Genomic DNA, 22661 nt, shown 5'->3' with positions numbered 1-22661 from the left:
ATTTACATAACCCCAGTAAGACTTCGGTAAACGGATACAAAAAAGCCCAGATTAACTGGGCTTTTTCTGAACTCACTTAAGGGAGCTAACCTAAGTAAATTAACTTAAGTAAATTAGTTAACTTTTACTGGGTAAGATTTTAGTTTCCAGATTCTGTCTACATAGTCTTGTATAGAACGGTCAGAGTTGAACTTGCCCATATAAGCTGTATTTAGAATCGCGCTCTTCGCCCAACCTTGCTTGTCAATGTACTTAGCATTAACTTGCTCGTGTGCTTTTGAGTAACCGTCAAAATCAGCTAAACATAAGTACGAATCACCACCTTCCAAAAGGCTATGCTTTATTGATGCTAACTCACCTGGCTTACCTGGCGTAAAGTAGTCAGTTTCAAACCAGTCTAATACCGCTTTAATCTCTGGGTTTGCGTAGTAATAGTCCCAAGGGCTATAACCAGCTTTGTTAACGGCTTTAACTTCATCAACCGTCAAACCAAAAATAACAACGTTGTCTTCACCAACTTCTTCGGCGATTTCTATATTTGCACCATCAAGCGTACCAATAGTAATTGCACCGTTTAACGCCAGTTTCATATTACCTGTACCAGACGCTTCTTTACCTGCTGTTGATATTTGTTCAGAAACATCAGCTGCTGGTATCATTTTTTCTGCTAAAGAAACTCGATAGTTTGGTAAAAATACGACTTTAAGTTTACCTTTTATACGCTCATCATTATTCACTTTGTCAGCTACTTTATTGATGGCATAAATAATATCTTTAGCCAATTTATATCCTGGCGCTGCTTTAGCACCAAAGATAAACACTCGAGGGTGCATATCGTAGTCTGGGTTTTGCAATAAACGGCGATATAAAGCCATGATATGCAATAAGTTTAAGTGTTGACGTTTGTATTCATGTAAACGCTTTATTTGAATATCAAAAATAGCTGAAGGATCTACTTCAACGTCCGTTAACTCTTTAATTACTGACGCTAACTCAACTTTGTTTTCATGTTTAATGGCCATGAATTGCTTTTGGAATTCAGCATCGTCTGCTTTTTTGTCTAAGTCACGCAACAACTCTAAGTTTGTTGGCCACTTATCGCCTACTGTCGCGTCTATTAACTCTGATAATTTAGGATTACATGCTTTTAACCAACGTCTTGGCGTAACACCATTGGTTACGTTTGTTAGTTTTTCTGGCCAAAGTGCGTCAAACTCCGGGAATAAATCACTCTTAACCAATGCAGAGTGAACTTCAGCAACGCCGTTTACTTTATTAGAGCCAATAACACTTAAGTTACCCATTCTAACCATGCGTTCATGGCCTTCTTCAATAATAGAAAGCTTAGACTTAATTGTATCGTTGCCTGGCCACTTAGCTTCAACTTCATCGTTTAGGAAACGACGGTTGATCTCATAAATGATTTCTAAATGTCTCGGTAACACTTTTTCAAACAAGCTTACAGACCATTTCTCTAATGCTTCTGGCAATAAAGTGTGGTTAGTATAACTAAATGTTTCGCGACATAAGTTCCATGCGTAATCCCAATCTTGATTAAACTCATCAACCAAAATTCGCATTAGTTCAGGTATCGCCACAGCTGGATGGGTATCGTTAAGCTGAACCGCTACTTGCGCACTAAACTTGCTCCAATCTTCACCGTGAGCTCGCTGATAGCGATTAATAATGTCTTTTAATGAACAAGCACTAAAGAAGTATTGCTGAATTAAGCGCAACTCTTTACCAGCTTCTGTTTCATCATTTGGGTAAAGCACTTTAGAAACAGTCTCTGACTCTACATTTTCTTTATGAGCGTCATGGTAACCACCGGCATTAAATACATCCCAGTTAAAGAAGTCTGATGCACGAGACTCCCACAAACGAAGAATATTTACGTTAGTACCTTCATAACCTACAACTGGTACATCCCAAGGAACACCTTTAATCACACGACCTGGATGCCAAACTTTAGCAATATGTCCGTTGTCATCAAATTTAGTTTCTACGTAACCATAAACAGGTATTTCTTGAACGTTTTCCGGACGACAAATCTCAAATGGATTGCCGTATTCACGCCAACTGTCTGGTCTCTCTATTTGGTGACCATCTTGAAACTCTTGGCGGAACAAGCCATGTTCATAATGAATGCCATAACCAACCGCTGGTAAATGCATCGTAGCTAAAGAGTCAATAAAACAAGCTGCTAAACGACCTAAACCACCATTTCCTAACGCCATATCTTCTTCTTCGTCTACCAAAGTTTCGATATTGATGTCTAATTCTTTAAGCGCTTCTTGTGCAACGGTATACAAACCTAAGTTGTGTAGGTTGTTGCCCGTTAAACGGCCCATCAAAAACTCTAACGAAAAGTAATGCACTGCTCGCGTATCGTTTTCAAAATAAGTTCTTTGGGTTTGGCTAAGGCTGTTGTAAACATACTCATTTAACGCAGAAGATACTGCGTCCCACCAACTTCTGTTGGTTGCCTTATTTACGTCAGTACCGTGCGTTGCATTAAGGTGTTTAAGTATAGAATCCTTAAACGCTGCAGCGGTTACGTCCGCTGTAAGTGGAAATGAAGTTTTGCTGTTATTCGCCATGTGAATTGCCCTTTTGTTTCAAGACTCAGCGTTATTTGAATTATGCTCAAAAGAAAATCTTTGAGGAGCTTGAGTTCAAGAATAGTCAAAATATGGGGAAGGAATATATAGGTAAGCGGGTTTTTGACCAAGCCGATGACCTGAATTTTTGACCTACATACGTTTGCACGCCAAAAATTCAAGGTAAAATAAAGACTACAAGCCTTTGCTATTAAAAGCTAACGCGACGATTTGTTGCGCTTCTTTTTCAATTTTGGCTAAGTGCGATTCACCAATAAAGCTCTCCATATATATTTTATATATATTTTCTGTACCCGATGGCCTAGCAGCAAACCAACCATTTTGAGTAACCACTTTTAAGCCACCAATTGGTGCATCATTCCCAGGCGCTTGAGTAAGTATTGAGACTATCTCTTCACCTGCCAACATATTTGATGTGATATCAGTTGGTGATAATGATGAAAGTACAGACTTTTGCTCTGGACTCGCTGGCGCATCAATTCGCTTATAAAAAGGTTTACCATGATCTTCTACAAGCTTGTCATAGTATTCTGACGGGTTTAGACCTGTAACAGCTGTGATCTCCACCGCTAGCAAGGCTAAAATAATGCCATCCTTATCCGTTGACCAAACGTCACCGTAACGCGTTAAGAAGCTCGCTCCTGCACTTTCCTCTCCACCAAACATAAGCTGGTGATTAGATAAACCCTCTACAAACCATTTAAAACCCACTGGCACTTCTACAACATCTTTGCCGTTGGCTTTAGCTACACGGTCAATCATAGAGGTTGAAACTAACGTTTTTCCTATTTTAAGGTTTGCGTCCCATTCTGGGCGATGCTTAGATAAATAATCAATACAAACAGATAGGTAATGATTTGGATTCATAAGCCCGTGCGTTTTAGTCACTATACCGTGGCGGTCATAGTCAGGGTCGTTTGCAACGGAGATTTCAAACTGATCTTTAAGACCAATTAAGCTCGCCATCGCTTTTTCTGACGAACAATCCATACGAATTTTTCCGTCTTTATCTAAAGACATAAAAGAGAAAGTTGGGTCTACTATTTCGTTTACCAGGTTTAAATCAATACCATATTGTGCCTTTATTTCTGGCCAATAGTGAATACCAGAGCCGCCTAAAGGATCAACGCCTATTTTAATACCCGCTTTACGGATAGCTGCAAAATCAATGACGCGTTCTAAGCCGCTAACATAGTCAGCAATAAAGTCTTGCTCTTTAACGTAACCTGTATTCCATGCTTGGCTGTAAGGGAATAGTTTAACGTCGGCTAAGTCTTCAATCAGTAGTTGATTTGCTCGATCTTCAATCCACTTAGTAACTTTACTGTCAGCAGGGCCACCATGCGGCGGGTTATATTTAATCCCACCATCTTGGGGAGGATTATGCGACGGCGTGATAATAATGCCATCAGCCAAAAATGCTGGATGGTCTTTATTGTGCTCAATAATCAAATTGGATATCACAGGAGTAGGCGTATAACCTAAACCAGCCTGCACCACGACCTGAATTTCGTTGGCTACTAAAACCTCGATAACTGAAGCAAAAGCTGCTTCTGATAAAGCGTGCGTATCAAAGCCTAAATAAACCGGGCCTTCATAGTGCTGCTCAATACGGTATTCACATATCGCTTGGGTGATTGCTAACACATGGCTTTCGTTAAATGTTGTATTAAGCGCTGAACCACGATGGCCAGACGTGCCAAAGGCAACGCGCTGTTCAGGGTATTTTTCAACATCCGGCTCATTTAAATAATAACTTGCCATCAACCTTGGAACATTAATTAGGTCTTCAGGTAACGCCGGCAAACCAGCTCGTTCGTGCAATGCCATATTGATTCCTTAAATTAGTTCACGTAGCTTTTCAGCGTCCGTTTCTTCGTAACCAAGATGTTTAGCCACTTCAAAAATAATAAACTTCTTTCTAGGTGTATTATTATTTGTCGTTACCCAGTAATCACTATTTGGAATTTGTTTTGGTTTGATGCTACTGCCGCTTGCTTCTAATTCAGACGCCGACAAACCGAAGTAATTACGTTCACGGCCTTTAATTTCAAGTACGTTGTTAAAATTAGAATTGTGCGCTCGATGCAGTTTACCGAGTATGAAAAGAAAACGCCCTACTGCACCTTTTTGAGTTGCTACTTCTTCTTTATTGAGCAAGTTAAATACAGTGGTATCTTTACAAATTGAAGGTTCTAAAACGTGGTCGTCTTGTGTTTCAGGTTCTTCTACTAATGGAGCTGTTTCCACTTTAGTATCGGGAGCATCTACTTTAACTGATGAATCAACAACAGGTTGGTTGTTTATCTCTGAGACATTGTCATTTTTTGAGCTACTAACCTTTGAAGTTGTTGCCGCAGAAGGTTGAAGTGTTACCTCAACTTGCTTAGATTGGGTATTTTCCCACAACAGTCTTCTAAGAATATCTGAGGCGCTTTCGCCTATTTTTTGTGTGTTTGCTGCGATGAATTGATATAAATCATCGTCTATCTGAATAGTTTTCATAAAATCCAATCATTACTAATTATTATTTGTTTAAAATGATCGTTAACAGAAATGTTAAGGAATAACTCATTATAACCAGAATCAAAGTTGCTCTTAAAGCCTAATTGCATTAATTAGTGGTGTAAGGGAAAATAAAGTCAAAGTATAGGTTAATAAACCTAAATTAATTAAGGCAAATTGATGACAATAAATTACCAATCCATGGGCGAAGGAAAACCGTTGATCATAATTCATGGTTTGTTCGGCACGTCAGACAACTTAAAAGCCGTTGCTAGAGAACTTAGTGATGAGCATAAGGTCTACTTAATTGATGCACCTGGACATGGTGACTCAGATACTGTCGTACCACTTTCAATTGCAAACATGGCAAACGCGGTAAGTGATTTTATCAAACAGCTGAATGTTGGTCCTGTACAAATATTGGGGCATTCGCTGGGCGGTAAAATTGCGATGGAAATTGCTTTGGCAAATCCTGAGTTAATATCTAAGTTAATCGTTGCGGATATCGCCCCCGTGCAATATAAACCGCGACATGATGACATTATTTCCAGTTTGCAGGCAGTGCCATTATCCACATTGGAAAATAGAAAAGACGCCGACGAAATTTTAGCGAGAAAGATCAATGAACCAGGCGTTCGAAGCTTTTTGTTGAAGAGTTTAGTACGAGATAAATCTAAACCTGGAGAGTGGGTGTGGCGATTTAATTTAGACCAGTTGTCTTCAGACTACAATGAACTAATAAAAAGTAACCGTGAAGGGACATACTCTGGCTCTACTCTTTTTATCATAGGTAGCGAATCTAGCTATGTATTGCCGGAGCATAGAGGTGAGATTGTTGGGCGGTTCCCTAATACCAAAGCTAAAACCATAAATGGAGCGGGACATTGGCTACATGCAGAACGGTCAGTTGCATTTGTAAAAATATGTAGAGATTTTTTATCTGAATAGCTGAAATAACTCTTTAAATTTGTTAAAATCCGCCGCCGTTTGGGTCTTTGCGTCCAAACCAGCAACAAAGTAAAGCGAATAAAACGTCGTTAATGTTCTTTTAAGGTAGTGAAGTAATGACACCAGAGCAGTATGCAATAGCAGAAACAATCGGTCTTAATTTGTTTTTTTTAGGCATTTTTGTATTTATCGGCTTAGCCATACAAGACGTATTAAAAAAAGGCGATGTTCCAAAATTTGGTAGGGTCTTTGTCTGGTTGGTACTATTTTTAGGTTGCGCCGGTTTTGTTGCAAAAGGAATTATTCAATTTTTCTGGGAAAATAACGGTTTATAGTAAATGGCTAAAGCTACAATTGATAGAACAACTATAGATCTGTTTGCAACTGATAAACAAAGAGGCAGACCAAAATCGTCGCCATACAGTCGTGAACAGCAAATAAGAATTAATAAAAAAAATCAGCTTACGCGTGATAAGCAAGCTGGTTTAAAACGTGTAGAGATTAAACTGCACAGAGAAATTTATGACGATGCAACGGTAATAGCAGAAGAACGCGGGATTAGCCGCAGCGAATTATTAGCAGAGTTAATTGAAGAATCATTAAAAAATTTATTAGAAGGTTAATCCGATGGCAAGTGTAGGCATCTATTTTGGTAGCGATACTGGTAATACTGAACATATCGCAAAAATGATCCAGAAAGAGTTAGGTAAAAATCTAATTGACGTTCACGATGTGGCAAAAAGCACTAAAGAAGAAATCGCTGAATATGATTTACTTCTTTTTGGAATTCCGACTTGGTATTACGGCGAAGCGCAGTGTGATTGGGACGACTTTTTCCCAGAGCTAGAGCAAATTGACTTCGACGGAAAGCTTGTTGCTATTTTTGGTTGTGGCGATCAAGAAGATTACGCAGAGTACTTCTTAGATGCAATGGGCATGGTTCGTGACATTGTAGAAACTAAAGGTGCGGTACTATTGGGTCAATGGTCTACAGCAGGTTATGACTTTGTAGCTTCTAAAGGCATGGCAGATGCTGACCATTTTGTTGGCTTAGGAATTGATGAAGATAGACAGCCTGAGCTAACAGAGCAACGTGTTAAACAATGGTGTGCTCAAATTCGTGAAGAGATGTGTTTAGACGAACTAGCCTAATAACGAATTAACCGTTTGAGAAAGTATTAAACTTTCTTTTTAAAGCAATAAAAAACCAGCAAGTGTAAATACTACATTGCTGGTTTTTTTGTATCTAGAGTTTAAGCCAACCTAATGATTGGCTCATTCGTACTAAGGTAGCGCTAGTGAATTACATAAACCACCGTTGAAACAATAACCGCACCAATGATATTTAAACCTACACCCTTTTTAGCCATGTCTGAAATTGTTAACTGCCCAGATGCAAATACGATGCTGTTTGGGGCCGTTGCAACGGGTAAACAAAAAGCAAAGCTACAAGATATTACAGCCGGTATCATTATAAGCTCCATTGGAATGCCCTTTTCTATAGCTACACTAGCTAGAATTGGCATGAACAAGGTTGCGGTCGCGGTATTAGAAGTCACCTCGGTCAAAAACGACAAACTTAGGCACAACGCCAATAGTAAAAAGAATAACGGTAATGCAAAAGCTGAAGAAAGTTGACTACCTATTAATTCGCTTAAACCCGACGCAGCAAAACCTTTAGCTAGACAAATACCACTACTAAATAAAATGAGCATATCCCAAGGAATTGTTTTTGCCTGCTGCCAATTCAAAATTGGCTTGTTATCATCGCCAATAACAATTGCCATTAACATAGCGCCAAACAACGCAATTGTTGCATCACCAACGAGTGTCATTCCCGTAAGTTCGGACCAACCTCCAAAAGGGTGTTTCCTAAAAATCCACAGTAAAGCAATAACCAAAAAAACAATGAGTGCACGTCTTTCACTCGTGCGCCATTCTCCAACCTCAGGCAGTTCTAGTTTGTGATTTAGAGTAATGCCCCTGCTCAAATAAAGCGCCACAATAGGAATGGTAACTATTACTACAGGAACGCCGTATTTCATCCAATGAACAAAACCAAACTCGTTGCCAGCGTAGCTTTCATATACCGATGCAAATATAACATTAGGTGGTGTGCCGATTAATGTACCTACTCCACCAATACTTGCCGAAAATGCTAATCCTAATAACAGGGCTACTGCAAAGTCTCTGTTGTTAGCAGATAGAGCAATTGCCGTAGCAACGGGGATTAGAGCCAATACAGTTGCCGTATTTGAGATCCACATAGACAAAACACTACTGGCCACCATAAAGGCAAATATAATTCGAAATGCGCTAGTACCGCCAAGAGCATTAATAATATTAAACGCGATTCGTTTATGAACCCCGCTGGATTCTAAGCCCTTCGCCAATAGAAATGCACCCATTAATAATATGATGACATGACTACCAAATGCCGAAGAGGCTTCTTTAAAGTCTATAACTCCAAATGCTGGTAAAAACACAAAAGGAACAAGTGAAGCAAACGGAATAGGTACCGCTTCTGTTACCCACCATATTCCAACCCAAACGGTTATCGCTAACGTTATGGCAATTTCTTTAGGTTGACCAAGCTCTGCAGTTAAAAACCCTATACAAAATGCTATGAGTGGTGCTAGCCAAATTAAACTCTGCTTATTAAAGCTCATTTTTACTCCGTTCTTATTCTTATTATATTAAGCGGATTTCCATTCGTTTATTTTTTTGATGACATCTTTAGCGGCATCTAGTTTATCTCTGTAAATTACGTTGTTAGTTTGACTATCAAACTTAAAACCGCTGTTATTCATAATTTGGCTGACATCTGATGGTTTAATCTGACTCAATAATAAATCAACATCGTCAGGTTTATTACATAACAACGCAATATCGCAACCAGCTTCTATCGCCTTTTCATATCGCTCTATGTAACTTAACGGATTCTTCGTAGAAACTCCGGCACCAACCATCGCCAAATCGTCACTAAAGATTATACCTTTGAACTTCAGATCTTCTTTTAATACCTTTTGAAGCCAAAACTTACTATATCCAACTGGTTCTTTATCTATCTGATCGAAAATAATATGAGCTGGCATAATTCCATCAATAATGGTTTTTGACAGTAGCGTTTCAAACACTTTCAAATCATTGTCTTTAATTTCTGTCCACTCTCTAGTATCAACAGGAGTATGAAAGTGAGAGTCTTCTTTTGTTGAGCCATGTCCTGGAAAGTGCTTTCCAACTGTTGGCATCCCAGCCATTCGCATTCCAGTACAAAAAGCATTAATAAGTTTTGCAGCGATATCTGGCGATTCATGAAAGGCTCTGTCACCAATCACATCGGAACCTTGATCAATATCCATTACCGGAGCAAAACTCAAATCTATACCATGCGACAAACATTCAAACGCCATGAGATAACCAATATCATTAACTGCCTCTAAACATTTTGTACTTGGCTGGTCATAAGATGTTTTAGGATCAGATTGTTTGACCCGTTCTGATCTCTGTGCATTCGTTAAACTCGCAAAGTAACGATATAGTTCAGCCATTGCTGGTAAATGTGTAAAGCCATCGGATTTGAAACGTTGTACACGTCCACCCTCGTTATCTACAGCAACTAGTAAAGGTGTCTCAGAAACACTTTTTATCGAATCCACAAGCTCTTTTAGCTGATAGCTATTTTTAAAGTTTCTTGAAAATAAAATGACCCCGTTAACTAATGGGTGTTTTAAACGAAGCTTTTCTTCATTCGTTAAATTTGTGCCGGCAATACAAACTAACAATGATTTTGGAGGATACTTATTCTTAGAGATTGTCATTTGGGCCTATTTGTACTTTTCATTTTTATCGGGGAATCCTACGAAATTTAAAGCTAATAGTACATAAGTTATCTAAACATCATCCATTTGCAATAACCGTATAAATAACTAATAATTCGGGTATTACTATTGAGGGAACAATATGAAACATATTTCACGTAACGTCACACGCATCAAAAAGCTTAGTCCAGTAGCGCTTGCACTTGTATTTTCTATGCATGTGCATGCAAGTTCCAAATTAAACATTCCAAATTCTGATATCAAAACAGCTCGTCTAGTTGAGTCCATTGTTGACGCAACACCTATTGAGAGAAAAGGTCCTATATACCCTTCAAGCGCTGCAAAACGTGGAAGAGAAGGTTGGGTGCAAATGAGTTTTATAATTGATACAGACGGTTCGGTTCTTGAACCCACGGTTATAGATTCGGCCGGTGACGTTGCGTTTGAACGTGCTGCATTGCGAGCGATTAAAAAATGGAAATACACGCCTGCCGAAAAAGATGGCGAAGCAATACAACAGTGCGATACAAAGCTACAGTTTGATTTTTCAATCAATAATAATGGCGTATCAAAAAAATTCAGGACATTTTATAACAGTGCGGCTAAATTAGTGGAAAACAAAGAAGCTGATAAGTTGGGGCTTGAATTAGCAAACGCTGAGTGGGCGGGAGAGTCTAATTTAACTGAAATAACTTGGTTTCATTATTTACAATCGGAGTATTACTTTCTGATTGGAGATAAAAAAAATGAGTTAAAACATCTCTACAAAGCGACTCAAAAGCCCAAACATGATAAATATAACAGCAGGTTACCGGAGGCTACAACTATACGTAATTTGCATAGAATGTTTATTATTGAAGCTGATCAACAACGATTTAACGACGCGCTCTATACCTTTAATAGTTTAAAGCATTTCAAATCTGAGCAAGCTATAAAAACGAAAGAAGCATTAGCCCCTTTTGCAGAAAAAATTGAACAACACATTGCTAGTGATAATCTTATTATTCGTGATGCGAATCTTACCAAAGCAGGTACTTGGAGCCATAGACTTTCCCGTAACTCGTTTGTAATTCAGGACATAAATGGTGATTTAGATAAGTTAGATGTTCGTTGTGATAATAAACGTAATGTCTTTACTATCGAGGAAAACAATCAGTGGTTAATTCCTAAATCTTGGGGTAAATGCCAAGTATTGATTGATGGCAATAAAGGAGCCAGTTTCAAATTAGTTGAGCTCAATAGTTAACACAGGTATTACTACTCAGGCACCCTTCTATCCTGTATAATCTTGCGCAAATTCGGCAGGGCTGTTTTGAAAGCCCTGCTCGAACGTTCAATTAAAGAAGGCAAAGTATGACAGTCGAAAAATTCACTCCAAACAAAACAACAACGCTTGAGACTCCAGTTAAAGTAATTGCAGAGCAAAATAAAGCACAAGGTGCGGCTACGTTAACGGAAGGTCAAACTTTTGATGTAGGGAGTAAAATCGGTTTCATAAGTTTAGGCTGTCCTAAAAACTTAGTCGACTCAGAACGTATTTTGACTCAACTTCGAACTGAAGGTTATGAGGTGGTTAATACTTACCATGATTCAGATTTAGTAATTGTTAATACCTGTGGCTTTATTGATAGTGCCGTTCAAGAATCTTTAGATACCATTGGCGAAGCGTTAAAAGAAAACGGCCGCGTTATCGTGACTGGTTGCTTGGGTGTTAAGGATGATGAAATCAGAGAGATTCACCCTAACGTATTAGCAGTTACCGGTCCACATGCCTACGAAGAAGTACTTAACCAAGTACACGAACATCTTCCTAAACCTGAACATAACCCTTTTGAAAACTTAATTCCTGATCACGGCGTTAAGCTGACTCCAAAACATTTTGCATACCTAAAAATATCTGAAGGTTGTAACCACAGATGTACGTTCTGCATAATTCCTTCAATGCGCGGAGATTTAGTTAGCCGCCCAATTGGAGAAGTTTTATCAGAAGCGGAACGTTTAAAAGCGGCAGGTGTAAAAGAGTTATTAGTAATATCACAAGATACAAGTGCTTACGGTGTTGATGTTAAACACAAAATGGATTTTTGGAACGGCATGCCAATTAAAACGGACATGAAAACACTATGTGAAAAGCTTGGCGAAATGGGTATGTGGGTTCGCTTACATTACGTTTACCCTTACCCTTCTGTTGATAAAACAATACCGTTAATGGCTGAGGGTAAATTATTACCGTATTTAGACATACCTTTTCAACATGCCAGTCCTAAAATATTAAAGGCGATGAAACGCCCAGGACAAGCAGAAAGAGTACTAGAACGCATTCAAAAATGGCGAGACATTTGCCCTGAGATTGTTATACGTTCAACCTTCATTGTTGGTTTCCCAGGCGAAACTGAGGAAGACTTTCAAATGTTGCTCGACTGGTTGGATGTAGCTCAACTAGACAGAGTTGGCTGCTTTAAATACAGCCCAGTTGAAGGGGCTAAAGCTAATGAGCTTGGTGGAGATGTTTCTGAAGAAGTTAAAGAAGAACGTTACATTCGTTTCATGGAAAAACAACAAGCAATTAGCACTGCTAAATTAAAAGCTCGTATTGGTACTACAATGAAAGTATTGATTGATGAAATTGATGAAGAAGGTGCCATTGGTCGTTGTTATGCAGATGCACCAGAAATTGATGGTATGGTTTACTTAAATGAAGAAAAAGATGTTAAACCAGGTGACTTAGTTGATGTTTTAATTGAACATTCAGACGAATATGACCTTTGGGGCCAAATTGCTTAATATTATATAAATCCGATTAGAGCCGTATTTGCGGTTCTAATATTGAGTGTTATGCGTATAATGAAATTAGACCAATAAAAAAGAAAGAAAGTTATGAGTGAAAATGATCTTCAACTAAAAAACGCCGGATTAAAGGTAACCTCTCCTCGCCTAAAGGTTTTAGAGCTATTAAAGTCTTTAAAAGATGAGCATATAAGTGCGGAAGATTTATATAAATTAATGTTAGAGCACGACGAAGAAATTGGTTTAGCAACAATCTATCGTGTTTTAAATCAATTTGATGATGCAGGTATTGTTACTCGTCATCATTTTGAGGGTGGTAAATCGGTTTTTGAATTAGCAAACAAAAAGCATCACGACCATTTAGTTTGTCTAGATTGTGGCAAAGTATTAGAGTTTACTGATGATGTTATTGAACAGCGTCAAGACGACGTTGCTAAGAGAAATGGCATAGAACTTACCAATCACAGTTTATACCTTTATGGTAATTGTGTGAAAAAAGTATGTGAGAACCGTAACTAACGGCTCTCTAATTACTCTACTGAATAAATGGGTTATGAGCCCTTTCATAACCTATTGTTGATGTTGGGCCATGGCCAGAAAGAAACTGGTAATCATCGTCTAACGTCAACAGGCTTTCCTTAATAGCATTAATCAGCGTAGCGTGATCGCCCCTTGGAAAATCTGTTCTGCCTATGCTTCCATTAAATAAAACATCCCCGACCCAACACCATTTATATTGATGATTTATAAATATGACGTGGCCTGGTGTATGTCCTGGACAATGCCTAACTTCAAACTCTAAGTTGCCAACGGTTACTTTGTCACTGTGATTTAACCAAGTTGTTGGTTCAAATGGTTTAGCTTCCGGAAACTGAAACATACGTGACTGATCTGCTAAACGGTCAATCCAAAATGAATCCTCAGTTTGAGGACCTTCGATTGGCAAATTCAAACGTTCACTTAAATCTTTTGTTCCACCTGCATGATCAATGTGCGCATGAGTAATTAAAATCTTTTGAGGCGTTACGCTTAGCTCTTCAAGCTTAGCAATAATTCTGTCTACTTCTCCGCCAGGATCGACGATAGCGGCTTGGTTTGTTTCAGTACAAACTATGATGCTGCAATTTTGCTGAAATGGCGTAACAGGTAATACTTCAATCTTCATTTATGGCCTCTACTAAACTCTTCTATGATCTTGTCATACTTACCAGATGATTTTACCTTGTTAAGGCCAACATTAAAAACTTCTATATAATAATTACAGTTACTAAATGACTTTGCGCAAACTAGAAAATAAGGCTCTTCATAAATAATCTTGTTTTTAAATAACTCCAGCCTGTTTTGCTCTTTTTTATTAAAAAATGATAACAAGTGAATCGCCATGGATTTTTCAATCAATATGGCATCAACATCTCCCTTTAATAATGCTTTAATACCGCTATAGTCAGATATTAAAGTTTCTGTTTGTAAGTATTGAATATATGAATCAAAAAGAGGACCGTAACTTTGTATATGCGAAAGGCCAATTTTATAAGGTCTTAATTGGTCGTATCTAGTCCAGTAAAAACGAACGTCTTTACGAGCTAAAAATACAAATTCCGCTTTAAAAATAGGTTGTGAAAAGTACCACTTTTTTTCTCTTTCAGGTGTCTTGTGCCACCAGTATGAAAGGTGATGCTCAAGATCAACGGCTGAACTAACTTGGTGCCAATCTTTAACTATAAAGTTTGGGACGTTTTTACTCTCCTTCAATGACTCCAGTATGATCTTAGTAACAAACCCGACTTCTTTTTCCGCTTCATTAATATAAGGAGGTGCTATTCCTACCGAAATATTGATATTATTTGAGTCAGCTATTATCTTGTTGGCCACAATTGAAGTGGACATAACCAAGAATAAGGAAATATATTTAATTATGCTCATTCAACAACCACCATTTTCTGTAGGTAAATTAATTTATACTGCAGCTACACGAACGCCGCGTGATGTAGGTTTGTTTAAACCCTTTGCAATTAGTGTAGATAACTATTACCCAAACTATAAAGTTCTAAATGGATTTGAAGCTAAGTTTGGTGCCGTAGAAGCTAGACCTACTTTTGTTTTTAATGCGACATTTCCACTCATTCTTCAGTGCGTAGCGCAAAGTGACATTCCATCTAAATTACTGGGTTTAATTCACATATCTTCTCAAGTAGAAGTGTTAGGACCGCAGAATTGGCGATTACCTTCCACGGTTGTCGTAGAAATTGAATCGATAGACGAGTCAGATAAAGGGCTTCTTTACAAAATTAAGACAACTGTCTGGCAAAATAAACAAGTAACCTTAGTCAATATCAATGAGATGCTTGATAAGAGTCGCTATTATCAAGGCCGTTCGTCTATCAAAGTGGCTTCAAATAATGACGCGGATTTTGAAACATTAACAAATTTTGAGATTAGCCAAAAAGACGTCTGGAAATATGCCCGTATTTCTAGAGACTTTAACCCAATTCATATGGGCAATACCTTCGCAAAACTATTTGGTTTAAAAGGCGCTTTAGTGCACGGAATGTTAAACGCTCATTTGGGTTTAAATAAAATCATTGAACAACAAAATGTTCCAAACAAAACTATAAAAATTGAGTTCAATAAACCCTGCTACATTCCAGCTAGCTTAACCTTGAGTAAAAAAGTCGACACTCAAGAGTATAACTTAAGTTCGAACTGTGGAACTGAACGCCATTTAAAAATAACCGTTAGTTAGTAATTTAACCGGCTTGAAGAACATCGTTAAATTTTAGGTATTAAAAAAGGAAGCCTAGGCTTCCTTTCATCAAAATCAAATTTTGGCTTGATTAAGCAGCTAACGCTTCGTTTGCTTTAGTAACTAAAACAGCGAATGTTGCTTGGTCGTGAACAGCGATGTCAGCAAGGATCTTACGATCTACTTCAATAGACGCCTTTTTCAAGCCGTTCATGAATTTGCTGTATGACAAACCGTTTTGACGAGCCGCTGCATTGATACGAGCAATCCATAATTGACGGAAAACACGTTTCTTTTGACGACGGTCACGGTATGCATATTGACCTGCTTTTGTTACAGCTTGGAATGCTACGCGGTAAACACGTGAACGTGCTCCGTAATAACCTTTAGCTGCCTTTAGTACTTTTTTGTGACTCTTGCGAGCTTGTACACCACGTTTTACTCTTGCCATTATTCAGTCTCCTCTCTTAAGCGCCAGCTAACATACGATCGATCAACGGCTTATCTACTGAAGAAACCATTAACTTGCTACGTAAGTGACGTTTACGCTTAGAGCTCTTCTTAGTCAAAATGTGACGTAAGTGAGACTGTTTACGTTTGTAACCACCAGAGGCAGTCTTTTTAAAGCGCTTTGCCGCGCCGCTATGAGTTTTCATTTTAGGCATTGCCTAGACTCCGCATTGTTAGAGTGTTAATTAAAATGGTATTAAGGCGAACTGGTTTGTCGAAACTCACCAATTACTTGTTAAAGGCCTTACCTACCGACTAGTTTAAGAGCTTAGTTGCTCTTAGTTGGTGCGAGTACCATGATCATCTGTCTACCTTCAGCACGTGAAGGGAAAGATTCGCACGTAGAAATTTCTTCTAAATCCGCTTTAACACGTCTTAGTAGATCTAGTCCGATATCTTGATGAGCCATCTCTCGACCACGGAAGCGGATAGTGACTTTCGCCTTGTCTCCAGCTTCAATGAAGCGACGCAGGTTGCGTAGTTTTACCTGGTAATCGCCTTCATCAGTTCCAGGACGGAATTTAATTTCCTTAACCTGAATCTGTTTTTGCTTCTTCTTTTGCTCTTTTTGAGCTTTACTCTTTTCGTATAGGAATTTGCCGTAGTCCATAACTTTACAAACAGGTGGCTCAGCATTTGGACTGATCTCTACAAGATCCATCCCTGCTTCAACTGACGCTGCTAATGCTTCTTTAATAGAAACAACACCTAAAGGTTCACCTTCAACGCCGACTAATCGAACTTCTTGAACGGTAATTTCTTCATTTAACCTGTTTTGAGCAGCCTTTTGGCCACGTTTGTTTTGCGCTCTAATGGCAAAATCCTCCAAAAAAATTATAAATAAAGCACCGCGAGTCGTTTTCTATAATTTTATACTCATTGCGATGCTCGATATTAGTTACGAATATTATTCGTATTTGCTCACTACTTCATTAAATTGTGCGATAAAGTCATCGATTGGCATTGAGCCCATATCGTCACCTTTTCGAGTTCGAACTGCAACTTGTGCTGATTCTTTCTCTTTTTCGCCAACAACCAACATAAACGGAATACGCTTAAGAGTGTGCTCACGGATTTTAAAGCCTATCTTCTCATTTCTCAAGTCCGAAATGACTCTAATTCCACTTTGCTTCAACTTTTCTTCCACTTTTTTCACATATTCGGCTTGTGAATCGGTAATATTCATAATTACTACCTGTTTTGGGGCCAACCATGTTGGAAGAAGACCTGCGTACTCTTCAATCAAAATACCAATAAATCGTTCTAACGAACCTAAGATTGCTCTGTGGATCATAACTGGTGTTTTACGTTCGTTGTCTTCACCAACGTAAGTTGCACCTAAACGACCTGGCATAGAGAAATCAACTTGAACCGTACCACATTGCCAAGCACGACCTAAACAGTCATGTAATGTGAATTCAATTTTAGGACCATAGAATGCACCTTCACCAGGCTGCAAGTCATACTCTAATTCATTTGCATCTAACGCATCAGCCAATGCTTTTTCTGCTTTGTCCCAAATTTCATCGCTGCCTACGCGCTGTTCTGGACGCGTAGAAAGTTTAATTGACACATTTTCAAAACCAAACGTTTTATAAGTATCAAAAACCATTTGAATACAGCCAATAACTTCTTCTTGAATTTGTTCTTCAGTACAGAAAATATGGGCGTCGTCTTGAGTAAAGCCACGAACACGCATTAAACCGTGTAATGCACCAGATGGCTCATTACGGTGACAACAGCCAAACTCGGCCATACGTAATGGCAAGTCACGGTAGGACTTTAAGCCTTGGTTAAATATTTGAACGTGGCCTGGGCAGTTCATTGGCTTTATAGCATATTCACGGTTTTCAGAACTTGTCGTAAACATGTTGTCTGCGTATTTGTCCCAGTGACCTGATTTTTCCCACAAGCTTCTATCCATCATTAATGGACCTTTAACTTCGTCGTAGTTATATTCAGTTAACTTGCGACGTATAAAGCGCTCTAGTTCAGTATAAATAGCGTAACCATCGTTATGCCAAAATACCATGCCTGGCGCCTCTTCTTGCCAATGGAATAAATCTAACGCTTTACCAATTTTACGGTGATCACGCTTCTCTGCTTCTTCCAAACGCTTTAAATAACCTTTAAGTTGTTTTTTGTCTGCCCATGCTGTGCCGTAAACACGCTGTAACATTTTGTTATCAGAGTTACCGCGCCAATATGCACCAGCCACTTTCATCAGTTTAAAGTGTTGGCAAAACTTCATATTTGGAACGTGAGGACCACGACACATGTCGATATATTCTTCGTGATGATATAAACCTGGTTTGTCAGACTTATCAATATTTTCATCTAAGATTTGTAATTTGTAAGTCTCGCCACGCGCTTCAAAAGCGTCACGAGCTTCTTGCCAAGAAACGGTTTTCTTAACAACTTCATAATTCGTTTTTGCTAATTCAAGCATACGCTTTTCAATAGCAGCAATATCGTCTTGAGACAAAGAGTGATCTAGGTCTACATCATAATAAAAGCCGTTATCAATAGTAGGACCAATTGCCATTTTTACATCTGGGAACAATTGCTTAATCGCATGTCCTAATAAGTGCGCACAAGAGTGACGAATAATTTCTAATCCATCATCGTCTTTGGCAGTGATGATTTGCAATTTAGCATCTTCGGTAATTAGGTCTTTTGCATCAACGCGGTTGCCATCAACAACACCAGCTATGGTCGCTTTTGCTAAACCAGGGCCAATGTCACCAGCAACATCAAGAACAGAAACAGCATTATCAAACGAGCGTTGACTACCGTCAGGAAGAGTAATAACAGGCATTTTATTTCCTTAGTACAGTGGCGGCGCCTACAATGCGTCGCATATACAGTATAAATTTTAAAGTTTTGGCGTGTTAAACGGTTACAATCCATTTAAACTGGGCCGAGAATTCGACATTTGTCTGAAGCGAATGTTATTTTATCTTAAGCTAGATCTCAAGCAACGTAAGCGCAATAACGAATATATTTAGGCTTATTTTAGATTTATTACGTACTAGCCTCATTATTTTTAAATTTTATAGTTGGAAAGACAAATGAAAACCACCTCTCCTACGGTTTTAGTAACTGGAGCTGCAAAAAGAATCGGTAAACAAACCGCGACTCTTTTACATCAAAATGGCTATAACATTGTTGTCCATTGTAACCACTCTACCGACGAAGCTGATGCATTTGTTTCAGAACTAAATGCGATTCGCTCAAACTCTGCAAAACGTGTCAAAGCAGATATTACTAAATTAGACGAGCTTCAGTCTTTAGCCGATGGTGCGACGGCCGCATTTGGTCGTATTGATATGTTAGTAAATAATGCATCTTCATTTTACCCAACCCCCGTAAACGATGTAAATGAAGACGTTTGGGACGACTTAATGGGTACTAATCTTAAAGCGCCCTTTTTCTTAATTAAAAACCTATTACCTGAATTAACCAAAAATAAAGGTAATGTTGTCAATATGGTAGATATACATGCTGATCGTCCGTTAAAGGATTATCCAGTTTACTGTATGGCTAAAGCAGGATTAGTCATGCTAACAAAATCGCTTTCTCGAGAATTAGCGCCTAATATTAGAGTAAATGGTATTGCACCAGGTGCGATACTTTGGCACGAAAACGACCTATCGGAACAAGACAAAAAACAAGTTCTCAGTGAGATAGGTTTAGCTAGGTTAGGTTCTCCCGAAGATATAGCGGAAGCTATTTTGTATATGAGCAAAGCTACGTATGTAACAGGACAGATTTTGGCAGTGGATGGCGGCAGAAGCATAAATGGGGGAAGTAAAGCCTAATATTGAGGAAGGCTTATGGATACATTTTCTAAAACCATAGAATGCCCACACTGTGGGCACCACGTTAGTTTTCAATTTGATATGTCAAATGGTGATCAAGACTACTACGAAGACTGTTCGGCTTGTTGCAACGCAATTCACTTAAATACCCACATTGACGAACTGAGGCAAAAGGTAGAATTGAAAGTAGATGCCGATGACGAACAAATCTACTAGTCAAAAACGGTTACAGCTTCACTAATTAAATCGACTAGGTAAAGTGACTAGTTAAAACGACTTTGTGATTTTAAGTAACGCTCAACTGTTTGAACCGTTGTATATGTTTGTTGATCAACTTCAATATTTAACTGATCGCCCTCTTCGTAATTACCCAAGTTGGTAATTTGCAACGTCTCTGGAATGAGGTGCAGTGCAAAACTATCTGAGCTAACATCGCCAACTGTTAGGCTACAGCCGTTAATGCCAACAAACCCTTTGTGAAGAATGTACTTCATCCATTGTGGGTCAATAGTTAACGTCATTTTTACATTATCAGGGCTTCGCTCAACCTTTTCTAAAATCGCCGTAGCGTGAATATGGCCAGATACAATATGACCACCAATTTCAGTACCAAAAGTAACACTTCGTTCAAAGTTAACTTGGTCGCCCTGCTTTATAGACTTCAAGTTAGTTACATCGAGCGTTTCATCAATTACATCAAAAAACACTTGCCCAACCACGTCAGACAACCGGCTTTCAAACTTAGTTACAGTTAGGCAAACACCGTTAATTGCGATACTCGCCCCTATTGTAAGTCTTTCTAAATATTCATTTCCTACCGACAAGCAAATTGTCTTAAATGCGTCGTGACCGGTAATACCGATAACCGTTGCTTTTGTTTGCACAATACCTGTAAACATTAATTAGCCCTCAACTTTAGAACCGCTACTATATAAAAAATTGGCCAATGAGCCCAACACCTTTCTCTAGAATACTTACGATAGAGGCCTTAAGTTCAGGTTTTGTTGGGAAATTAATCAGTTGAATCAAAATTATGATAAAACGGCTTGCACTTTAAAAGCCCGTTGTTTAGCATACAACCTCTTCGCGATACTCGTGTTATACAACCGTAGCTCAGCTGGTTAGAGCACCACCTTGACATGGTGGGGGTCGGTGGTTCGAATCCACTCGGTTGTACCAATCACTTTCTATAGTTCAGATTCTGTACCAACAAGCCTAAAATGATGACTGCCAAACCAATTATTGTTGATGCGAATATCTCTTCGCCAATAACAAAGTGCAAAAGTAGTAATGATATGAATGGCGATACAAAGATTAGGTTACTAATTAATGACGTATTGGTGGCGTAACGCATTGCCATTAACCAAAACACAAACGTTATCCCCATTTCAAACAAGCCAACATAAACTGCGCCAAACAGAGCAGATTGCGTGATTCCGCTAAAGCCACCAAAGTAAATTGCGCCGGGTAACAACCACAACGAACCAAAAAAGAAACACAAACACACTGATACGATAGGATCCGCTTTCATTTTTGTATTCAAAATCCAGTACGTTGCCCATAAAAAAGTAGATAGTAGCGCAAGACCTACGCCAAGAGAATCTTCAAACTCTAAGTTAAATATGTTGCCACTCGTCGCTATAATAAAAACCCCAAAATAGCCTAGGAAACAAGCAACCCAATCTCGCCTTCTAATCGTCTGCCCCAAAAAAACGGCACTCAAAACAGTAAGTGCAATGGCCCAAGTGTAATTTAACGATTGTGCTTGAGAAGCAGGTAATCGATCATAAGCGGAGAACAATACTAAGTAGTATGCAACTGGGTTTAATAAGGAAAAGAAGACAAAGGACTTCCACTTTTTCCTCAGTGTTATTTTAAAAGTAACGATACGCCCAGTAAAAATTACAACAGAGAATAAAGCAATAAACGAAGAAATACTGGCTACTGATAAAAGCTGTATTGGCGTCATGCCAGCCAATGAAATTTTAAATGCGGTGGCTACCGTTGACCAAAGCAAAACGGCCACAATGGCAAATTGAAGAGCTCGAAATTGATTTTTCAATAGTTTTCCTGATTACGTTAATAGCTTATGCACTACCTATTTTTTGCAAGAATAACGATCACGCGCTATTAATTAAAGATAGTTATTTTTATGGATTCCACTATTTTGTCTAATGCTTCAAGTTTATTGTTGTCACTACTAATTGTTTTTAGCCTTCAGGTGCCGGCAAAATCCAACGACGGGTTCATTCGAATAGTGACCGATCATTTTCCGCCTTATCAAATTAGTCGCAATAATGATTTAATTGGAGGCTCAGTAGGAAAAGAAGTCTCTGAGCTTATTGATATAGTATTACCCACTAGTAAAGTTGACGTAATGCCATGGGCTAGAGCTTATGAAATTGCATTAAATCAGCCCAATACGTTAATCTTCTCTCTAATAAGAACACCTGAAAGAGAAGATAAATTTATCTGGATTGGTAAAGTTGCACACGTTACTACGCGGCTCATTTCACTTAAAGACGCCGATATTAAACCAGTAGACGATTTAGAAGACTTGTCGAATATTCAAATTGGGGTTAAGCGCCAGGACGCCGTAGCTAACTTTTTAAGCAAGAATGGATTTGAATTTGAACGAGAGTTAGTAGAGATCGTTAGTTCCGTTTCTACTATGAAAATGTTAGAAAGACACAGGATTGATGCTATTCCTGCTAATCGTCATATCGTTCAGTATTATTGTAAAAAAACCGGATGTGAATCATCAGATTTCAAAACGATTTATACCTTCAAGGAGCTATCTGAAGAGTTTTATTTAGCTGCCAGTTTAGGAACAGACCCCTCTATAATTAAGCAACTTAAAGAAGAGTTCACTAATCTAAAATTACCAATTGATTGAACTAATATT

The 22661-nt window shown here is 38.6% G+C and carries 24 protein-coding genes and 1 tRNA gene; 12 read left to right on the top strand and 13 right to left on the bottom strand.

Annotated elements, in window-relative coordinates; translation table 11 throughout:
• Positions 1–113: 113 nt before the first annotated feature.
• The 3 genes from ABD009_RS00725 to seqA all read right to left on the bottom strand — a co-directional run bounded on the left by ABD009_RS00725 (position 114) and on the right by seqA (position 5126).
• Complete coding sequence (locus ABD009_RS00725; RefSeq protein ID WP_343822086.1) at positions 114–2600, bottom strand: glycogen/starch/alpha-glucan phosphorylase; 2487 nt, start codon at positions 2598–2600, stop codon at positions 114–116.
• Between the two features lie 195 nt (positions 2601–2795).
• A complete protein-coding gene (gene pgm / locus ABD009_RS00720; protein WP_343822084.1) occupies positions 2796–4451 on the bottom strand; it encodes a phosphoglucomutase (alpha-D-glucose-1,6-bisphosphate-dependent) in 1656 nt (551 codons plus the stop codon).
• Positions 4452–4460: 9 nt separating this feature from the next.
• Positions 4461–5126, bottom strand: a complete 666-nt coding sequence (gene seqA / locus ABD009_RS00715) for a replication initiation negative regulator SeqA (protein ID WP_343822082.1) — start codon at positions 5124–5126, stop codon at positions 4461–4463.
• Positions 5127–5306: 180 nt separating this feature from the next.
• Here seqA and ABD009_RS00710 point away from each other — a divergent pair, with 180 nt between their 5' ends.
• The 4 genes from ABD009_RS00710 to fldA all read left to right on the top strand — a co-directional run bounded on the left by ABD009_RS00710 (position 5307) and on the right by fldA (position 7226).
• Positions 5307–6074 (top strand): alpha/beta fold hydrolase, encoded by a 768-nt coding sequence (locus tag ABD009_RS00710; protein WP_343822080.1) that lies wholly within the window; start codon positions 5307–5309, stop codon positions 6072–6074.
• 116 nt (positions 6075–6190) lie between these two features.
• Positions 6191–6409: a DUF2788 domain-containing protein gene (locus tag ABD009_RS00705; protein WP_155694893.1), complete on the top strand. Its 219-nt coding sequence runs from the start codon at positions 6191–6193 to the stop codon at positions 6407–6409.
• A 3-nt stretch (positions 6410–6412) separates the two neighbouring features.
• On the top strand, positions 6413–6697 hold the full coding sequence (ybfE, locus tag ABD009_RS00700; protein WP_343822077.1) for a LexA regulated protein: 285 nt from the start codon (positions 6413–6415) through the stop codon (positions 6695–6697).
• Positions 6698–6701: 4 nt separating this feature from the next.
• Positions 6702–7226 (top strand): flavodoxin FldA, encoded by a 525-nt coding sequence (gene fldA / locus ABD009_RS00695; RefSeq protein ID WP_155694897.1) that lies wholly within the window; start codon positions 6702–6704, stop codon positions 7224–7226.
• Between the two features lie 143 nt (positions 7227–7369).
• Here the strand turns inward: fldA and ABD009_RS00690 are convergent, their stop codons facing one another.
• Together ABD009_RS00690 and nagZ are read right to left on the bottom strand one after the other, a co-directional pair.
• The gene (locus tag ABD009_RS00690) at positions 7370–8743 is read right to left on the bottom strand and encodes an SLC13 family permease (RefSeq protein ID WP_343822069.1); all 1374 of its coding nucleotides are present in this window, start codon (positions 8741–8743) and stop codon (positions 7370–7372) included.
• Positions 8744–8770: 27 nt separating this feature from the next.
• A complete protein-coding gene (gene nagZ, locus ABD009_RS00685; protein WP_343822066.1) occupies positions 8771–9895 on the bottom strand; it encodes a beta-N-acetylhexosaminidase in 1125 nt (374 codons plus the stop codon).
• 142 nt (positions 9896–10037) lie between these two features.
• Here nagZ and ABD009_RS00680 point away from each other — a divergent pair, with 142 nt between their 5' ends.
• The 3 genes from ABD009_RS00680 (at position 10038) to fur (ending at position 13201) form a co-directional block, all read left to right on the top strand.
• A complete protein-coding gene (locus ABD009_RS00680; RefSeq protein WP_343822063.1) occupies positions 10038–11141 on the top strand; it encodes an energy transducer TonB in 1104 nt (367 codons plus the stop codon).
• A gap of 107 nt (positions 11142–11248) precedes the next feature.
• Positions 11249–12679, top strand: coding sequence for a 30S ribosomal protein S12 methylthiotransferase RimO (gene rimO, locus ABD009_RS00675; RefSeq protein ID WP_343822060.1), 1431 nt, complete (start codon positions 11249–11251; stop codon positions 12677–12679).
• Between the two features lie 93 nt (positions 12680–12772).
• Positions 12773–13201: a ferric iron uptake transcriptional regulator gene (fur, locus tag ABD009_RS00670; RefSeq protein ID WP_343822057.1), complete on the top strand. Its 429-nt coding sequence runs from the start codon at positions 12773–12775 to the stop codon at positions 13199–13201.
• A 16-nt stretch (positions 13202–13217) separates the two neighbouring features.
• On the opposite strand, the gene ABD009_RS00665 is transcribed toward fur, so the two are convergent.
• The gene (locus tag ABD009_RS00665) at positions 13218–13847 is read right to left on the bottom strand and encodes an MBL fold metallo-hydrolase (protein WP_343822054.1); all 630 of its coding nucleotides are present in this window, start codon (positions 13845–13847) and stop codon (positions 13218–13220) included.
• Positions 13844–14605, bottom strand: coding sequence for a substrate-binding periplasmic protein (locus ABD009_RS00660; protein ID WP_343822051.1), 762 nt, complete (start codon positions 14603–14605; stop codon positions 13844–13846). Before ABD009_RS00660 ends, ABD009_RS00665 begins: the two co-directional genes overlap by 4 nt.
• Between ABD009_RS00660 and ABD009_RS00655 the strand changes: the two genes are divergently transcribed.
• The gene (locus tag ABD009_RS00655; RefSeq protein ID WP_343822048.1) at positions 14598–15425 is read left to right on the top strand and encodes a MaoC family dehydratase; all 828 of its coding nucleotides are present in this window, start codon (positions 14598–14600) and stop codon (positions 15423–15425) included. The genes ABD009_RS00660 and ABD009_RS00655 overlap by 8 nt on opposite strands.
• A gap of 91 nt (positions 15426–15516) precedes the next feature.
• Here the strand turns inward: ABD009_RS00655 and rplT are convergent, their stop codons facing one another.
• The 4 genes from rplT to thrS form a co-directional block, all read right to left on the bottom strand.
• A complete protein-coding gene (gene rplT / locus ABD009_RS00650; protein ID WP_208832356.1) occupies positions 15517–15876 on the bottom strand; it encodes a 50S ribosomal protein L20 in 360 nt (119 codons plus the stop codon).
• A 16-nt stretch (positions 15877–15892) separates the two neighbouring features.
• Complete coding sequence (gene rpmI, locus ABD009_RS00645) at positions 15893–16090, bottom strand: 50S ribosomal protein L35 (RefSeq protein ID WP_343822038.1); 198 nt, start codon at positions 16088–16090, stop codon at positions 15893–15895.
• Between the two features lie 113 nt (positions 16091–16203).
• Entirely contained in the window at positions 16204–16764 is a 561-nt protein-coding gene (gene infC / locus ABD009_RS00640) for a translation initiation factor IF-3 (RefSeq protein WP_343822035.1), read from the bottom strand.
• Between the two features lie 78 nt (positions 16765–16842).
• Positions 16843–18753: a threonine--tRNA ligase gene (gene thrS / locus ABD009_RS00635; RefSeq protein WP_343822032.1), complete on the bottom strand. Its 1911-nt coding sequence runs from the start codon at positions 18751–18753 to the stop codon at positions 16843–16845.
• A gap of 253 nt (positions 18754–19006) precedes the next feature.
• On the opposite strand from thrS, the gene ABD009_RS00630 reads away from it, so the two are divergent.
• Together ABD009_RS00630 and ABD009_RS00625 are read left to right on the top strand one after the other, a co-directional pair.
• Positions 19007–19756 carry a pteridine reductase gene (locus tag ABD009_RS00630; RefSeq protein ID WP_343822030.1) on the top strand — a complete coding sequence of 250 codons (750 nt, stop codon included), beginning with the start codon at positions 19007–19009 and terminating at the stop codon, positions 19754–19756.
• 15 nt (positions 19757–19771) lie between these two features.
• Positions 19772–19972 (top strand): CPXCG motif-containing cysteine-rich protein, encoded by a 201-nt coding sequence (locus ABD009_RS00625; protein ID WP_343822028.1) that lies wholly within the window; start codon positions 19772–19774, stop codon positions 19970–19972.
• Between the two features lie 47 nt (positions 19973–20019).
• On the opposite strand, the gene ABD009_RS00620 is transcribed toward ABD009_RS00625, so the two are convergent.
• Complete coding sequence (locus ABD009_RS00620; RefSeq protein WP_343822025.1) at positions 20020–20655, bottom strand: riboflavin synthase subunit alpha; 636 nt, start codon at positions 20653–20655, stop codon at positions 20020–20022.
• A 203-nt stretch (positions 20656–20858) separates the two neighbouring features.
• Between ABD009_RS00620 and ABD009_RS00615 the strand changes: the two genes are divergently transcribed.
• Positions 20859–20935: transfer RNA gene (locus ABD009_RS00615), tRNA-Val, on the top strand.
• 1 nt (position 20936) lies between these two features.
• Here the strand turns inward: ABD009_RS00615 and ABD009_RS00610 are convergent.
• Entirely contained in the window at positions 20937–21818 is an 882-nt protein-coding gene (locus tag ABD009_RS00610; protein WP_343822023.1) for a DMT family transporter, read from the bottom strand.
• A gap of 90 nt (positions 21819–21908) precedes the next feature.
• On the opposite strand from ABD009_RS00610, the gene ABD009_RS00605 reads away from it, so the two are divergent.
• Positions 21909–22652 carry a substrate-binding periplasmic protein gene (locus tag ABD009_RS00605; RefSeq protein WP_343822020.1) on the top strand — a complete coding sequence of 248 codons (744 nt, stop codon included), beginning with the start codon at positions 21909–21911 and terminating at the stop codon, positions 22650–22652.
• Positions 22653–22661: the final 9 nt, after the last annotated feature.

Origin of the sequence: Psychrosphaera haliotis (assembly GCF_039523615.1) — a bacterium.
In the GTDB taxonomy this organism is placed as follows: domain Bacteria; phylum Pseudomonadota; class Gammaproteobacteria; order Enterobacterales; family Alteromonadaceae; genus Psychrosphaera; species Psychrosphaera haliotis.
Note: the sequence above shows the minus strand (reverse complement) of the source record. Positions and strands in the feature narration are given on the sequence as shown.

Coding starts and splice junctions, on each gene's coding strand:
- ABD009_RS00725 (WP_343822086.1), bottom strand. CDS start 2,600: ATGGCGAATAACAGCAAAACTTCATTTCCACTTACAGCGGACGTAACC.
- pgm (WP_343822084.1), bottom strand. CDS start 4,451: ATGGCATTGCACGAACGAGCTGGTTTGCCGGCGTTACCTGAAGACCTA.
- seqA (WP_343822082.1), bottom strand. CDS start 5,126: ATGAAAACTATTCAGATAGACGATGATTTATATCAATTCATCGCAGCA.
- ABD009_RS00710 (WP_343822080.1), top strand. CDS start 5,307: ATGACAATAAATTACCAATCCATGGGCGAAGGAAAACCGTTGATCATA.
- ABD009_RS00705 (WP_155694893.1), top strand. CDS start 6,191: ATGACACCAGAGCAGTATGCAATAGCAGAAACAATCGGTCTTAATTTG.
- ybfE (WP_343822077.1), top strand. CDS start 6,413: ATGGCTAAAGCTACAATTGATAGAACAACTATAGATCTGTTTGCAACT.
- fldA (WP_155694897.1), top strand. CDS start 6,702: ATGGCAAGTGTAGGCATCTATTTTGGTAGCGATACTGGTAATACTGAA.
- ABD009_RS00690 (WP_343822069.1), bottom strand. CDS start 8,743: ATGAGCTTTAATAAGCAGAGTTTAATTTGGCTAGCACCACTCATAGCA.
- nagZ (WP_343822066.1), bottom strand. CDS start 9,895: ATGACAATCTCTAAGAATAAGTATCCTCCAAAATCATTGTTAGTTTGT.
- ABD009_RS00680 (WP_343822063.1), top strand. CDS start 10,038: ATGAAACATATTTCACGTAACGTCACACGCATCAAAAAGCTTAGTCCA.
- rimO (WP_343822060.1), top strand. CDS start 11,249: ATGACAGTCGAAAAATTCACTCCAAACAAAACAACAACGCTTGAGACT.
- fur (WP_343822057.1), top strand. CDS start 12,773: ATGAGTGAAAATGATCTTCAACTAAAAAACGCCGGATTAAAGGTAACC.
- ABD009_RS00665 (WP_343822054.1), bottom strand. CDS start 13,847: ATGAAGATTGAAGTATTACCTGTTACGCCATTTCAGCAAAATTGCAGC.
- ABD009_RS00655 (WP_343822048.1), top strand. CDS start 14,598: ATGCTCATTCAACAACCACCATTTTCTGTAGGTAAATTAATTTATACT.
- ABD009_RS00660 (WP_343822051.1), bottom strand. CDS start 14,605: ATGAGCATAATTAAATATATTTCCTTATTCTTGGTTATGTCCACTTCA.
- rplT (WP_208832356.1), bottom strand. CDS start 15,876: ATGGCAAGAGTAAAACGTGGTGTACAAGCTCGCAAGAGTCACAAAAAA.
- rpmI (WP_343822038.1), bottom strand. CDS start 16,090: ATGCCTAAAATGAAAACTCATAGCGGCGCGGCAAAGCGCTTTAAAAAG.
- thrS (WP_343822032.1), bottom strand. CDS start 18,753: ATGCCTGTTATTACTCTTCCTGACGGTAGTCAACGCTCGTTTGATAAT.
- ABD009_RS00630 (WP_343822030.1), top strand. CDS start 19,007: ATGAAAACCACCTCTCCTACGGTTTTAGTAACTGGAGCTGCAAAAAGA.
- ABD009_RS00625 (WP_343822028.1), top strand. CDS start 19,772: ATGGATACATTTTCTAAAACCATAGAATGCCCACACTGTGGGCACCAC.
- ABD009_RS00620 (WP_343822025.1), bottom strand. CDS start 20,655: ATGTTTACAGGTATTGTGCAAACAAAAGCAACGGTTATCGGTATTACC.
- ABD009_RS00605 (WP_343822020.1), top strand. CDS start 21,909: ATGGATTCCACTATTTTGTCTAATGCTTCAAGTTTATTGTTGTCACTA.